At 70.4% G+C, this 14428-nt stretch carries 6 protein-coding genes, 1 tRNA gene and 1 rRNA gene; 7 read left to right on the plus strand and 1 reads right to left on the minus strand.

Annotated features, from left to right (window positions below; all coding sequences use genetic code 11):
* From rrf to ACIQU4_RS33080, 3 genes are all read left to right on the plus strand, one after another.
* A 5S ribosomal RNA gene (gene rrf / locus ACIQU4_RS33070) occupies positions 1-93 on the plus strand; the annotation flags it as partial.
* Positions 94-98: 5 nt separating this feature from the next.
* Positions 99-174, plus strand: a tRNA-Thr gene (locus tag ACIQU4_RS33075).
* A gap of 221 nt (positions 175-395) precedes the next feature.
* On the plus strand, positions 396-1013 hold the full coding sequence (locus ACIQU4_RS33080) for an HdeD family acid-resistance protein (protein WP_403738638.1): 618 nt from the start codon (positions 396-398) through the stop codon (positions 1011-1013).
* A gap of 22 nt (positions 1014-1035) precedes the next feature.
* Here the strand turns inward: ACIQU4_RS33080 and ACIQU4_RS33085 are convergent, their stop codons facing one another.
* On the minus strand, positions 1036-3621 hold the full coding sequence (locus ACIQU4_RS33085) for a SpoIIE family protein phosphatase (protein WP_403738641.1): 2586 nt from the start codon (positions 3619-3621) through the stop codon (positions 1036-1038).
* 168 nt (positions 3622-3789) lie between these two features.
* Between ACIQU4_RS33085 and ACIQU4_RS33090 the strand changes: the two genes are divergently transcribed.
* The 4 genes from ACIQU4_RS33090 (at position 3790) to ACIQU4_RS33105 (ending at position 14331) form a co-directional block, all read left to right on the plus strand.
* Positions 3790-9327, plus strand: coding sequence for a HAMP domain-containing protein (locus ACIQU4_RS33090; RefSeq protein ID WP_403738644.1), 5538 nt, complete (start codon positions 3790-3792; stop codon positions 9325-9327).
* 277 nt (positions 9328-9604) lie between these two features.
* Positions 9605-10285: a two-component system response regulator gene (locus tag ACIQU4_RS33095; RefSeq protein WP_403738647.1), complete on the plus strand. Its 681-nt coding sequence runs from the start codon at positions 9605-9607 to the stop codon at positions 10283-10285.
* A gap of 144 nt (positions 10286-10429) precedes the next feature.
* Positions 10430-13219, plus strand: a complete 2790-nt coding sequence (locus ACIQU4_RS33100) for a DNA translocase FtsK (RefSeq protein WP_403738649.1) — start codon at positions 10430-10432, stop codon at positions 13217-13219.
* A 218-nt stretch (positions 13220-13437) separates the two neighbouring features.
* Complete coding sequence (locus tag ACIQU4_RS33105) at positions 13438-14331, plus strand: helix-turn-helix domain-containing protein (protein WP_403738652.1); 894 nt, start codon at positions 13438-13440, stop codon at positions 14329-14331.
* The last annotated feature ends 97 nt before the right edge of the window (positions 14332-14428 follow it).

A 14428-nucleotide genomic window follows, 5' to 3' on the forward strand; every position in this document is an offset into this window, starting at 1 on the left:
ACGCCCGGTTACATTTCGAACCCGGAAGCTAAGCCTTTCAGCGCCGATGGTACTGCAGGGGGGACCCTGTGGGAGAGTAGGACGCCGCCGAACAACCCGCCCTTTTAGCTCAGTCGGTAGAGCGTCTCCATGGTAAGGAGAAGGTCAACGGTTCGATTCCGTTAAAGGGCTCCATCGAAGAAGGCCCCCGCCATATGGCGGGGGCCTTTTTTGTTTTTGGCCGCATCTTCGGGGGCGGGCCGGCGGGCTGGCGGGCCGGCGGGGTGTCGAGAGCTGGACGGGCAGGACGGGCAGGCTGAATCACAACGGTCTAGGGTGGTTGTGAAGGGCACATAAGGTAAGTCCGGCGGCTCCGAGGTGGTCCCACGGGCCGCGGCCTTGGCCCGGGAGGCGTGATGACCGAATCCCCCGACGTGGCGCCGCAGGGTACACAGAGCGACCCTGACGACTACCTCAAGCAGCTCGGAAGCTCGTGGCACTGGGCACTCGGCTTCGCCCTCGCGACCCTGATCCCCGGCATCCTCATTCTCGTCTGGCCCGACGAGACGCTGCACATCCTGGCCGTCATCATCGGTCTGCAGTTCCTGGTGGCAGGCGTCTTCCGCTTCGTCACCGCCTTCTCACACGGAGGCGACGGAGGTGGCAGCAGGCTGGCGGGCGTCCTGATCGCCATGATCGCGTTCCTGGCGGGCGTCCTGGTGCTACGGCATCCGATGCAGACGATCGCCGTGCTGTCCCTGATCGTCGGGGTGTTCTGGTTGCTGACCGGAGTGCTCAGGGCGTACACGGCGATCGCAGACCGCGCGCTCGTGCACCGGGGCATGCTCTTCGGCCTGGGCATGCTCGGCGTCGTGGCCGGAATCGTCGTGCTCTGCTTCCCGGTGGACTCCGCCGTCGCCCTGACACGGCTACTGGGACTCTGGTTCGTCCTGCTGGGTGTCTTCGAATTGGTGATGGCCTTCGCACTGCGCTCTTCCACGCGCCGGGTCATGAAGGCGCCGCCAACGGTGTGAGTCACCGACGGGCTCGGCTGCTTCAGTCGCCCGTTCGTTGCTGGGGGACGCGGAAGGCCAGGATGGCCATGTCGTCCGAGGCCGGATCGGCCGCGAAGCGTTCCACAGCGCGCAGGATGCGGGCGGCGACGGCGCCGGCGGTGAGGCCCGTACAGGTGGTGAGCACCTCGGCGAGGCCGTCGTCGCCCAGCATGCGAGTGCCCTCGCGGCGTTCCGTCACGCCGTCCGTGACGCAGAGCAGCACGTCGCCCGGGTCCAGTGTGAGGGTCTGTTCGTACAGGTCGAGGTCGTCGATCACGCCGAGCAGGGGCTGCGGGTCCGCGGCCGCGGTGACCTGGCCGTCCGGGCGCAGGCGCAGCGGCAGCGGGTGACCGGCGCAGACGACCTTCATCAGGGCGCCACCGTCCGGCTGGGGGTGGAGTTCCCCGTACAGGAGGGTCAGGAAGCGGCTGCGGGCGCCCTCGTCGAGGATGGCCGCATTGAGCCGCTCCAGTACGGCCGGGCCGCCCAGCCCTTCCCGGGCCAGCAGGCGCAGGGCGTGGCGGGCGAGGCCGGTGACGGCGGCCGCCTCGGGGCCCGTACCGCAGACGTCGCCGATGGCGAAGCCGTACGCGCCGTCGCGGATCGGGAAGACGTCGTAGAAGTCGCCGCCCACCTCGTTGCCCTCGCCGGCCGCGCGGTAGATGACCTCGACCTCCATGCCGGGGATCGCGGGGGAGCCGGGCGGGAGCAGGCTGCGCTGCAGGGAGCGGCTGATCGCGGTGCGCTCGGAGTAGAGGCGGGCGTTGTCCAGGGCGAGGGCGGCGCGGCGGGAGAGGTCCTCGGCGAGTTCGAGGATCTCCTGGCGGAAGTGCTCCTCGGACGGCTTGCCGAGGGTCAGCATGCCGATGACGCGGTTGCGGGCCAGGAGGGGGAGGACGACGGTCTCCCCGCCGACCGCCTGGGCCGTCGCCGGCCAGGGCCGGGCGCCGGCCTCGCGGACGGGTTCGGGCGGGCTGACGCGGGAGAGCAGGGCCTTGAGGCCGTCGATGCGCTCCTCGTCCTCGTGCAGGACGTACGAGAGGTACGGGTCCGAGGACTGGTCGGCGATGGTGTAGACGGCGCACCAGGTGGCCAGGGTCGGGACGGTCATCTGGGCCATGAGGGCCAGGGTCTGGTCCCGGTCGAGGGTGCCTGCGAGCAGGTCGGAGGCCTCGACGAGGAAGGACAGGGAGCCGCGGCGCAGCCGTTCCAGCTCGCCGAGGCGGGCGGATTCGACGGCGAGGGCGATGCGGTCGGCGGCGAACTGGAGGCGCAGGGCCTCGGCGTTGGAGTAGCGGCCGGGGTTCTCGGCGGCGACGCCGAGCGAGCCGGTGAGCCGGCCTTCGACCTTGAGCGGCACGGTGATCACCGAGCGCATGCCGGTGGCCTCCAGGAGCGGGACGGCTCCGGGGACGGCGGCGAGGTCGTCGTGGACGGCGGGCATGCGGGCGGAGCCGTACCGGTTGGTGCCGGCCTCGACGGGGACACGGGCGAAGCGCTGGCGGGTGGAGGGGAGCCCGGTCGTGGCGCGGACCTCCAGTTCCGTCTCGTCGTCGGTGGCCAGCAGCAGGAAGGCGGCGTCGGCGTCGAGCATGTCGCGGGCGCGTTCGACGGTGCGCTGGAGGAGGCCGTCGAGGTCGTCGGGGGCGGGGGAGCCGATGAAGACCTCGAAGGGGTCCGCGGGGCGGGGCTCGGAGAGCTGGAGGCTGTCGGCGGGGGCCACCCGTACGGGGGTCTGGAGCAGGGCCCGCTCGTCGTCGTGGACCAGCAGGCAGACGATGGAGGGCTCGCCGTGGGCATCGCGGACCCGCAGGTGGGAGGCGTACACGGGGATGACGCGGCCGTCGGCGCCGCGGATGCCGTAGCTGCCCTCCCAGCGGGACAGACGCAGGGCCTCGGCGATGCCGGTGCCGGTGCCGGGGGTCTGGGGCCAGGCGGCGAGCTCGGCGAGGGGGCGGCCGAGGACCTTCTCGGCTGTGTAGCCGAAGACGTGCTCGGCGTCCTCGTTCCAGGCGGAGATCGAGTCGGAGGCGTCGATCTGGAGGACGGCGACGCGGACCCGGCTGTCGGCGAGGGGCAGCAGGCGGTCCGGGACGACGGGTCCGGCGGATCGGGTACCGACCGGCCGGTCCGGGAGGTCGAGGCGGAACCACACGTGCTTGTGGGTGGCCGTGTACTCGACGCCCCAGCGGGTGGCGAGGGCGGCGCAGAGCATCAGCCCGCGGCCGCTCTCCCGGTCGGGGTCGGCGTACGGGCGCTCACCGGGGTGCTGGAGCGGGAGCTCGCGTTCGGGATACCGGTCGGCGATCTCGACCCGTACTCCGTCCCCGGAGCGCAGGCACAGGACCTCGGCCCTGGTGCCGGCGTGGACCACGGCGTTGGTGACGAGCTCGCTGGTGAGCACCACGGCGTCGTCGACGATGTCCGCGAAGCCCCAGCCCTGCAGGGTGTCGCGGACGAACGCCCGGGCCGCGGCGACCGAGCGCCCGAGGGGGTCGAAGCTGGCAGCCGCCCGAGCCGTGATCACGAATCTCCTTCGACGCGGTTGGACATCGGGTGCCAGGTTACTTACCTTCGCGGTCGGCATGGTGCCGTCGTCCGGGATTCCACCCGCAGAGTGCGGCCGGTGTGCGATGGTGCCGAAGTGTTATGGCCTGGTTCGGCCAGGGTGAAACACTGGGCAGGATCGGATAGCCGGGCGTGCGACTCGCCGGGTGTCGGTGGAACAGCGGTCGACCCTTTCGGGAGGGACACGGTGGAGTCTGGCGCAGCGGTGCGGCGAACGGGAACGCGCCCGAAGGGCGGGAGGTCCCGCCGCAACGGCACGACGGAAGTCGATACCGCGGCCCTGAACCGGCTGCTCACGGCCCTGGTGTCGATGCGGGACGGGAACTTCCGCAAGCGGCTGACGGTGTCCGGCGACGGCGTGATGGCGGAGATCGCCGCCGTCTACAACGAGGTCGCCGACCGCAACCTCCATCTGACGGGAGAGCTCTCCCGGGTGCGGCGGATGGTGGGCCGCGAGGGCAAGCTCAGCGAACGGCTGGAAACAGGCGCCTGCGAGGGCTCCTGGGCGGCCGCGATCGACGCCTCGAACCAGCTGGTGGACGATCTTGCGCGGCCGGTGTCCGAGGTGGGCCGGGTGCTGTCGGCGGTCGCCGAGGGTGATCTGGACCAGCGGATGGACCTGCGGACGCAGAGCCCGGACGGGGTCGGGCATCCGCTGCGCGGTGAGTTCCTGAAGGTCGGGCGTACGGTCAACAACCTGGTCGACCAGCTGTCCGCGTTCACCGACGAGGTGACGCGGGTCGCGCTGGAGGTGGGTACCGAGGGCAAGCTCGGCGGTCAGGCCCAGGTCCGCGGAATGTCGGGTTCTTGGAAGGATCTGACGGACTCCGTCAACACGATGGCGTACCGGCTCACCGCTCAGGTGCGGGATATCGCTCTCGTCACGACGGCGGTGGCTAAGGGCGATCTGTCGCGCAAGGTCACGGTGCACGTGGCCGGCGAGATGCTCCAGCTGAAGAACACCGTGAACACGATGGTGGACCAGCTGTCGTCGTTCTCCTCCGAGGTGACGCGGGTCGCGCGCGAGGTGGGTACGGAGGGTGAGCTCGGCGGCCAGGCGAAGGTGCCCGGGGTCGCGGGCGTGTGGAAGGACCTGACCGACTCCGTCAACACGATGGCGGGCAACCTGACGGCTCAGGTACGCGGGATCGCGCAGGTCACGACGGCCGTGGCCAATGGTGATCTGTCACAGAAGGTACGGGTCAGCGCGCGCGGCGAGGTGGCGCAGCTGGCTGAAACGATCAATCAGATGACGGAGACGCTGCGCACCTTCGCGGACGAGGTCACCCGCGTGGCCAGCGAGGTCGGGGCGAAGGGCCTGCTGGGCGGTCAGGCGCAGGTGCCGGGTGCGGCGGGTACGTGGAAGGACCTCACCGATTCGGTGAACACGGTCTTCCGCAACCTCACCACGCAGGTGCGGGACATCGCGCAGGTGACGACGGCGGTGGCCAACGGCGATCTGTCGCAGAAGGTCACGGTCGACGTGGCCGGCGAGATGCTGGAGCTGAAGAACACTGTCAACACGATGGTGGACCAGCTCCAGTCCTTCGGTGCGGAAGTGACGCGTGTGGCCCGTGAGGTCGGCGTCGAGGGTGAGCTGGGCGGTCAGGCGCAGGTGCCGGGTGCGGCGGGTACGTGGAAGGACCTCACCGATTCGGTGAACACCGCCTTCCGCAACCTCACCGGCCAGGTGCGCAACATCGCCCAGGTGACGACGGCGGTGGCCAACGGCGATCTGTCGCAGAAGGTCACCGTGGACGTCTCGGGCGAGATGCTCCAGCTGAAGAACACCGTGAACACGATGGTGGACCAGCTCTCCAGCTTCGCCGACCAGGTCACGCGGATGGCCCGGGACGTGGGCACGGAGGGCCGCCTGGGCGGCCAGGCGCGGGTGGAGGGGGTCTCGGGCACCTGGAAGGAGCTCACCGACTCCGTCAACTTCATGGCCGGCAACCTGACCTCGCAGGTGCGGCAGATCGCGCAGGTGACCACGGCGGTGGCCCGCGGCGACCTCTCCCAGAAGATCGACGTGGACGCGCGCGGCGAGATCCTGGAGCTGAAGAACACCATCAACACGATGGTCGACCAGCTCTCGGCCTTCGCCGAGCAGGTGACGCGGGTGGCCCGGGACGTGGGCACGGAGGGGCGCCTGGGCGGTCAGGCGCAGGTGCCCGGGGTGGCCGGCGTATGGCGTGACCTGACGGACTCGGTGAACGGCATGGCCGGGAACCTGACCTCGCAGGTCCGCAACATCGCGCAGGTGGCGACGGCGGTGGCCCGCGGCGATCTGTCGCAGAAGATCGACGTGGACGCGCGCGGCGAGATCCTGGAGCTGAAGAACACCCTCAACACGATGGTGGACCAGCTCTCGAACTTCGCGGAGCAGGTGACGCGGGTCGCCCGTGAGGTGGGTACCGAGGGCATCCTGGGCGGCCAGGCCGAGGTGAAGGGGGTCTCGGGCACCTGGAAGGACCTCACGCAGTCCGTCAACTTCATGGCGAACAACCTGACCTCGCAGGTGCGCAACATCGCCGAGGTGACGACGGCGGTCGCGATGGGCGATCTCTCCAAGAAGATCACCGTCGATGCGAAGGGCGAGATCCTCGAACTCGTCACCACCGTCAACACGATGGTGGACCAGCTGTCCTCGTTCGCGGAGCAGGTGACGCGGGTCGCCCGTGAGGTGGGCACCGAGGGCATCCTCGGCGGCCAGGCGCGGGTGCGCGGGGTGACCGGCATCTGGAAGGACCTCAGCGACAACGTCAACCTGATGGCCAACAACCTGACCTCGCAGGTGCGCAACATCTCGCAGGTCTCGGCGGCGGTCGCCAACGGTGATCTGACGAAGACGGTCACGGTCGAGGCGCGCGGCGAGGTCGCGCAGCTCGCCGACACCGTCAACACGATGGTGAAGACACTGTCCTCGTTCGCGGACGAGGTCACGCGCGTGGCCCGCGAGGTGGGTACGGAGGGCCGCCTGGGCGGCCAGGCGCACGTGCCGGGTGTGTCGGGTACGTGGAAGGACCTCACCGATTCGGTGAACTTCATGGCCTCCAACCTCACCGGCCAGGTGCGGCAGATCGCCATGGTCACGACCGCCATCGCCAAGGGCGACATGACCAAGAAGATCGACATCGACGCCCGGGGCGAGATCCTGGAGCTGAAGACGACGATCAACACGATGGTCGACCAGCTGTCCTCGTTCGCCGACCAGGTCACGCGCGTGGCCCGTGAGGTGGGCACCGAGGGCATCCTGGGCGGCCAGGCGCGGGTCCGGGACGTGGACGGCACCTGGCGCGACCTCACGGAGTCCGTGAACGAGATGGCCGGGAACCTGACCCGGCAGGTGCGCGCGATCGCGGCCGTGGCCACCGCGGTGACCCGCGGCGACCTCAACCTGAAGATCGACGTGGACGCGGCGGGCGAGATCCAGGTCCTCCAGGACAACATCAACACGATGATCGCGAACCTGCGCGACACCACCTTGGCCAACAAGGAGCAGGACTGGCTGAAGGGCAACCTCGCCCGGATCTCCGCCCTGATGCAGGGCCGCCGCGAACTGGACGACGTGGCCTCGCTGATCATGAGCGAGCTGACCCCGGTGGTCTCGGCGCAGCACGGGGCGTTCTTCCTGGCGCTGCCCTCGGGCGGGACCACCGAGATCGGGACCGACGGCGGTCCCGAAGGTTCGTACGAGCTGCGGATGCGCGGGAGTTACGCGTACGCGGGCGGGGCGGTGCCCACGTCCTTCCGGCCGGGGGAGGGGCTGATCGGGACCGTCGCAGCGGAGAAGCGGACGATCCTCGTCGAGAACACCCCGCCGGGCTACCTGAAGATCTCCTCGGGGCTCGGGGAGGCGCCGCCGGCCCATGTCATCGTGCTGCCGGTGCTGTTCGAGGGGAAGGTGCTCGGCGTCATCGAGCTGGCGTCCTTCCAGCCCTTCACGCAGATCCAGAAGGACTTCCTGAGCCAGATCGCCGAGATGATCGGTACGAGCGTCAACACGATCAGCGTCAACTCCAAGACGGAGATGCTGCTCAAGCAGTCGCAGGAGATGACCGAGCAGCTGCGCGAGCGCTCCGACGAGCTGGAGAACCGGCAGAAGGCGCTGCAGGCCGCCAACGCCGAGCTGGAGGAGAAGGCGGAGCTGCTGGCCCAGCAGAACCGGGACATCGAGGTGAAGAACACCGAGATCGAGGAGGCCCGGCAGGTCCTGGAGGAGCGCGCCGAGCAGCTCGCGGTCTCGATGCGCTACAAGTCCGAGTTCCTGGCGAACATGTCGCACGAGCTGCGCACGCCGCTCAACTCCCTGCTGATCCTGGCCAAGCTGCTGGCCGACAACGCGGACGAGAACCTGTCGCCGAAGCAGGTGGAGTTCGCGGAGACCATCCACGGGGCGGGCTCGGACCTGCTCCAGCTGATCAACGACATCCTCGACCTGTCGAAGGTCGAGGCGGGGAAGATGGACGTCTCGCCGACCCGGATCGCGCTCGTGCAGCTCGTGGACTACGTGGAGGCCACCTTCCGGCCGCTGACCGCGGAGAAGGGCCTGGACTTCTCGGTACGGGTCTCCCCGGAGCTGCCCGCGACCCTGCACACGGACGAGCAGCGGCTGCTCCAGGTGCTGCGCAACCTGCTGTCGAACGCGGTGAAGTTCACGGACACCGGCGCGGTGGAGCTGGTGATCCGGCCCGCCGGGGCGGACGTGCCGGCGGCGATCCGCGAGCAGCTGTTGGAGGCCGGTTCGCTGCTGGAGGCGGACGCGGACCTGATCGCCTTCTCGGTGACGGACACCGGGATCGGGATCGCGGCGAGCAAGATGCTGGTGATCTTCGAGGCGTTCAAGCAGGCCGACGGGACGACCAGCAGGAAGTACGGCGGCACGGGGCTCGGGCTGTCCATCAGCCGGGAGATCGCCCGGCTGCTGGGCGGGGAGATCCACGCGGCGAGCGAGCCCGGCCGCGGGTCCACGTTCACGCTCTACCTGCCGCTGCACCCGGGCGAGCTGCCGCCGCAGGGGTACGCGCCGCCCACGCCCGGCGGCGGGCGCGGCGAGGTGTACCGCAGGCAGGTCGACGCGGCGCGGCCCGCGCTGCCGGCGACCCCGGCGGCGGCCGCCTCCGCGGCGCAGGCGCAGGCGCAGCCGCAGCACGTACGGCCCGCGCTGCCGGCGGCCGAGCCTGCCGGTCAGGGGCAGGGCGGGGCCGCCCTGTTCCGGCGGCGGCGCAAGGCGCTGAGCGACCTGGAGCCGCGTACGGCGGTGCCGGGGCAGCCGAACGCGGAGGGGGCCGAGGGCGGTTGGGTCAACCCGGAGGAGGAACTTCCTGTGGTGCCCCGGTCGTACGACTTCCACGGCGAGAAGGTGCTCATCGTGGACGACGACGTCCGCAACGTGTTCGCGCTGACCAGCGTGCTGGAACAGCACGGACTGGCGGTGCTGTACGCGGAGAACGGCCGGGAGGGCATCGAAGTCCTGGAGCAGCACGACGATGTGACGGTCGTACTGATGGACATCATGATGCCCGAGATGGACGGGTACGCGACTACCTCGGCGATCCGGCGGATGCCGCAGTTCGCCGGGCTGCCGATCATCGCGCTGACGGCGAAGGCGATGAAGGGGGACCGGGAGAAGGCGATCGACTCCGGTGCTTCCGACTATGTCACCAAGCCGGTCGACCCGGACTATCTGCTGTCGGTGATGGAGCAGTGGATGCGCGGGAAGTGATCGACGGCCGAGCATTCTGATACCAATTGCTGACTGACTGTGGCGAAAACGGTGTGAAAGGGCGGGAGGCGGGGAACCTTCTGCTCCCCCACACCGTTTCTGCTTCGTGCACAGTGACATCTTGGTGACAGGGTGTGGCGATCTCGGGACTGGGGCTACGATGACCGGCACAAGGACGGACGGCGCAAGGATGCCGTCCTCTTCTGGGGCGGGGCCCGGCGTACAGGCCGGTGCCAGGAACCGGGGAGGCCCCGTGCCGGGGCGAGGAGGACAGGGCATGGTGCAGAAGGCCAAGATCCTCCTGGTCGACGACCGGCCGGAGAATCTGCTGGCGCTGGAGGCCATCCTCTCCGCGCTCGATCAGACACTGGTCCGGGCGTCGTCGGGGGAGGAAGCGCTCAAGGCGCTGCTGACGGACGATTTCGCGGTCATCCTGCTGGATGTGCAGATGCCCGGGATGGACGGATTCGAGACCGCCGCGCACATCAAGCGGCGTGAACGGACCCGGGACATCCCGATCATCTTCCTCACCGCGATCAACCACGGTCCGCACCACACGTTCCGCGGCTACGCCGCAGGCGCGGTGGACTACATCTCCAAGCCCTTCGACCCGTGGGTGCTGCGGGCCAAGGTCTCGGTGTTCGTGGAGCTGTACACGAAGAACTGCCAGCTGCGGGAGCAGGCGGCGCTGCTGCGGCTCCAGCTGGAGGGCGGCGGCTCCAACGGCGACGGCAGCAAGGAGACGGCCGGCCTGCTGGCCGAGCTCTCCGCGCGGCTCGCGGCGGTCGAGGAGCAGGCAGAGGCGCTGACCAAGCAGCTCGGCGAGGAAGCGGCCGACGCGGCGGTCGTGGCGACCGCGGCCCATCTGGAGCGCAAGCTCACCGGACTGCGGCGGGCGCTCGACGCCCTGGAGCCCGGGACCGGCGGCGGAACGCCGGTGCTGCCCGCGCAGAACTGAGCCCGTCGAGGGGCCGGCCGCCGGGCCGTTCGGGCAGGTCCCCGATCTGGCGGTGCGTCAAAGCGCTGACGCGGGGCGCGACACGAACGGGTGAAGGGGTGGGCACGCGTGTCCACCGGCGCGCGCACCGGTAACCTCGGCCCCATGGCCTCACGTACGTCCGGCAAGGGTTCCCAGAGCGCAGCGGGCACCGCGAAGGGCCGCACCGGCCGGACGACGGCGCCGGCGAAGAAGGCGGCCCCCGCGCGCGGGTCAGCCGCGAAGAAGACCGCGGCGCCCCGGCGCGCCCCCGCCAAGAAGCCGGCGCCCAAGCCCGCGCCGTCCCCCACCGGGGGTGTGGTGCGGTTGGTGCGCGCCGTGTGGCTGGGCTGTGCGCACGCGGTCGGCGCGGTCTTCCGCGGGGTCGGCCAGGGGGCCAAGAACCTCGACCCCGCCCACCGCAAGGACGGCGTCGCGCTGCTGCTGCTCGCCCTCGCGCTGATCGTCGCCGCCGGAACCTGGTCGAACCTGAGCGGTCCCGTCGGGGACCTGGTCACCATGCTGGTCACCGGCGCCTTCGGGCGACTGGATCTGCTCGTGCCGATCCTGCTGGGCGTCATGGCGGTACGTTTCATCCGCCATCCCGAGCAGCCCGACGCCAACGGCCGGATCGGCGTCGGCCTCTCCGCCCTCGTCATCGGCGTCCTCGGTCTCGTGCACATCGCCTGCGGGGCGCCCGGCCGCGACGAGGGCACCACCGCCATGCAGAACGCGGGCGGGCTGATCGGCTGGGGCGCCTCGAAGCCGCTGATCTTCACCATGGGCGCGCCGCTGGCCGTGCCGATGCTGGTGCTGCTCACGATCTTCGGGCTGCTCGTGGTGACCGCGACCCCGGTCAACGCGATCCCGCAGCGGCTGCGGCGGCTCGGGATCCGGCTGGGGATCATCGCCCCGAACGAGTACGACGAGGGGTACGGGGAGGGCGGCGCCCCCGCCGACCGGCACGACCCCGAGCAGTGGCGGGCCCGGTCGGGGGCCGCCGGCGCGAGTGCTCCCGCGGATTGCGCCGATCCCGCCGACGCCGCCGAGGAGCAGGCGCTCGCCCGGCGGCGGCGCCCGCGCCGGACCCCGGCCCGGCCGGCCGCCGAGCGGGAGATGGACGCCGTCGACGTGGCCGCGGCGGCCGCCGCCGCGCTGGACGGGGTGGTCTACGGCGGAATGCCGCCCTCCCCGCTGGTGGCCGACCTGACGCACGGCATCTCGGTGGAGCGCGGGGGAGCGGAGATCACCGCTCCGGTGCCGCCCGCGCGGGTGGAGCGGCCCAAGGCCGCCGAGCCGGACCCTGACCCGGAGCCGGCCGAGCCGCCGCACGACACCACCGCCGCGGCTTCCGGGACCCTGTCCGTGCCGGACCTCACCAAAGCCCCTCCGCCGACCCAGCCGCTGCCGCCCCGCGCCGAACAGCTCCAGCTGCGAGGGGACATCACGTACGCCCTTCCCTCGCTCGATCTGCTGGAGAAGGGCGGGCCGGGCAAGACCCGCAGCGCCGCCAACGACGTGGTCGTGGCCTCGCTGCGCAACGTGTTCACCGAGTTCAAGGTCGACGCGGACGTCACCGGCTTCACCCGGGGGCCGACGGTCACCCGGTACGAGGTCACGCTGGGCGCGGCGGTCAAGGTCGAGCGGATCACCGCGCTGACCAAGAACATCGCGTACGCGGTGGCCTCGCCGGACGTCCGGATCATCAGCCCGATCCCGGGCAAGTCGGCCGTCGGCATCGAGATCCCGAACACCGACCGCGAGATGGTCAACCTGGGCGACGTACTGCGGCTGGCGGACGCGGCCGAGGACGACCATCCGATGCTGGTGGCGCTCGGCAAGGACGTCGAGGGCGGCTACGTCATGGCCAACCTCGCGAAGATGCCGCACGTGCTCGTCGCCGGCGCCACGGGCTCCGGAAAGTCCTCCTGCATCAACTGCCTCATCACCTCGGTGATGGTGCGGGCCACCCCGGAGGACGTCCGGATGGTGCTCGTGGACCCCAAGCGCGTGGAGCTGACCGCGTACGAGGGCATCCCGCACCTGGTCACGCCGATCATCACCAACCCCAAGCGGGCCGCCGAGGCGCTCCAGTGGGTCGTGCGCGAGATGGACCTGCGCTACGACGACCTGGCCGCCTTCGGCTACCGGCACATCGACGACTTCAACCGGGCGATCCGGGACGGCAAGATCAAACTGCCGCCGGGCAGCGAGCGGGAGCTCAGCCCGTACCCGTACCTGCTCGTGATCGTCGACGAGCTCGCCGACCTGATGATGGTGGCCCCGCGCGACGTCGAGGACTCGATCGTCCGCATCACCCAGCTGGCCCGCGCGGCCGGCATCCACCTGGTGCTCGCCACCCAGCGGCCCTCGGTGGACGTGGTCACCGGCCTGATCAAGGCGAACGTGCCCTCGCGGCTCGCCTTCGCCACCTCCTCGCTCGCCGACAGCCGGGTCATCCTCGACCAGCCGGGCGCCGAGAAGCTGATCGGCAAGGGCGACGGGCTGTTCCTGCCGATGGGCGCGAACAAGCCGGTCCGCCTCCAGGGCGCCTTCGTCACCGAGGACGAGATCGCCGGGATCGTGCAGCACTGCAAGGACCAGATGGCGCCCGTCTTCCGGGACGACGTCACGGTCGGGCAGAAGCAGAAGAAGGAGATCGACGAGGAGATCGGCGACGACCTGGACCTGCTGTGCCAGGCGGCCGAACTGGTGGTCTCCACCCAGTTCGGTTCGACCTCGATGCTCCAGCGCAAGCTCCGGGTGGGCTTCGCCAAGGCCGGCCGGCTCATGGACCTGATGGAGTCGCGGGGGATCGTCGGCCCGAGCGAGGGTTCGAAGGCGCGCGACGTGCTGGTCAAGGCCGACGAGCTGGACGGGGTCCTCGCCGTCATCCGGGGAGAGACCCAACCGTGATTCGAGGGCGGGCAACCGTTTCCCCTGGGCCCGCGTCAAGTTGAGGGAGGTGGCGGCACCGGGCACGGTGCCGGGCCGCCACAGCACGCCGGACTTCCCACACTGTTCGGATTGCCATTCGGATGGCGTAGGAAGTCCACCCTCCGGTTGCTCCACCCTTTCGTCACCCCCCTAGACTGGACATCCAGCAGGTGGCTACACGCTCGAAAGGCGCCCTCGTGTCCATCGGCAACTCCAACTCCCCCGAAGATGAGCGTCCTTCGACCGACGACCGGTCCGAGGACCGCATCATCGAACGCACGGCCGAAGGCCCGTCCATCGGGACGGCCCTGAAGAAGGCCCGGATCGCCGCCGGGCTCACTGTCGACGAGGTCAGTTCCACCACCCGCGTGCGCATCCCGATCGTGCACGCGATCGAAGCTGACGATTTCACGCGGTGCGGCGGCGGCGTCTACGCCCGCGGTCACATCCGTACGCTCGCCCGCGCCGTCCACATCGATCCGGAACCCCTGGTCGACGCGTACGACGCGGCCCACGGCGGCCGGCCGGCACCCACGCCCGCCGCGCCGATGTTCGACGCCGAGCGCATCCGTCCCGAGCGGCAGCGGCCCAACTGGACCGCGGCCATGGTCGCCGCCATCGTCGCCGTGATCGGCTTCGTGGGCTTCACCGCCTTCAGCGGCGGCGACGCGAAGGACAAGCGGCCGGTGGCGGACGCCTCCGCCGCCCCGCAGGCGGCGCCCAAGCAGTCGGCCGGGAAGCCGGCCGCCCAGCCGCAGCCCCCGAGGGCCCCCAAGCCGGAGCCCTCGGACAGCGCGATCGCCGCCGCGCCCAAGGACCTCGTCACGGTGGTCCTGACGGCCAACGACGGCGAGAGCTGGATCTCCGCGAAGGACCACAGCGGCCGGCTGCTGTTCGACGGGACGCTGGCCCCGGGCGAGTCCAAGACCTTCACGGACAAGGAGTCCATCGACCTCGTCCTCGGTGACGCCGGGGTCGTGAAGCTCTTCGTGAACGGCAAGGAGATCAAGGACGACTTCCAGCCGGGTCAGGTGGAACGCCTCACATACACCAAGGACGACCCCCGCCAGGGACCGGCCCAGGCGGGCTGATATAGCGCTGAATCCGTGATTCCGGGTCCCCGGGGTGCTGCGCCGCACCCCGGGGATCTTGGTTTAACGGGACTTGGGGCGGGGGTCGGCGTTTGGA

This window comes from Streptomyces sp. NPDC090741 (genome assembly GCF_044769045.1).
Classification (GTDB): domain Bacteria; phylum Actinomycetota; class Actinomycetes; order Streptomycetales; family Streptomycetaceae; genus Streptomyces.

Excerpts from the sequence above, each read along its gene's own strand:
- ACIQU4_RS33080 (WP_403738638.1), top strand. The coding sequence starts at position 396 with ATGACCGAATCCCCCGACGTGGCGCCGCAGGGTACACAGAGCGACCCT.
- ACIQU4_RS33085 (WP_403738641.1), bottom strand. The coding sequence starts at position 3,621 with ATGCCGACCGCGAAGGTAAGTAACCTGGCACCCGATGTCCAACCGCGT.
- ACIQU4_RS33095 (WP_403738647.1), top strand. The coding sequence starts at position 9,605 with ATGGTGCAGAAGGCCAAGATCCTCCTGGTCGACGACCGGCCGGAGAAT.
- ACIQU4_RS33100 (WP_403738649.1), top strand. The coding sequence starts at position 10,430 with ATGGCCTCACGTACGTCCGGCAAGGGTTCCCAGAGCGCAGCGGGCACC.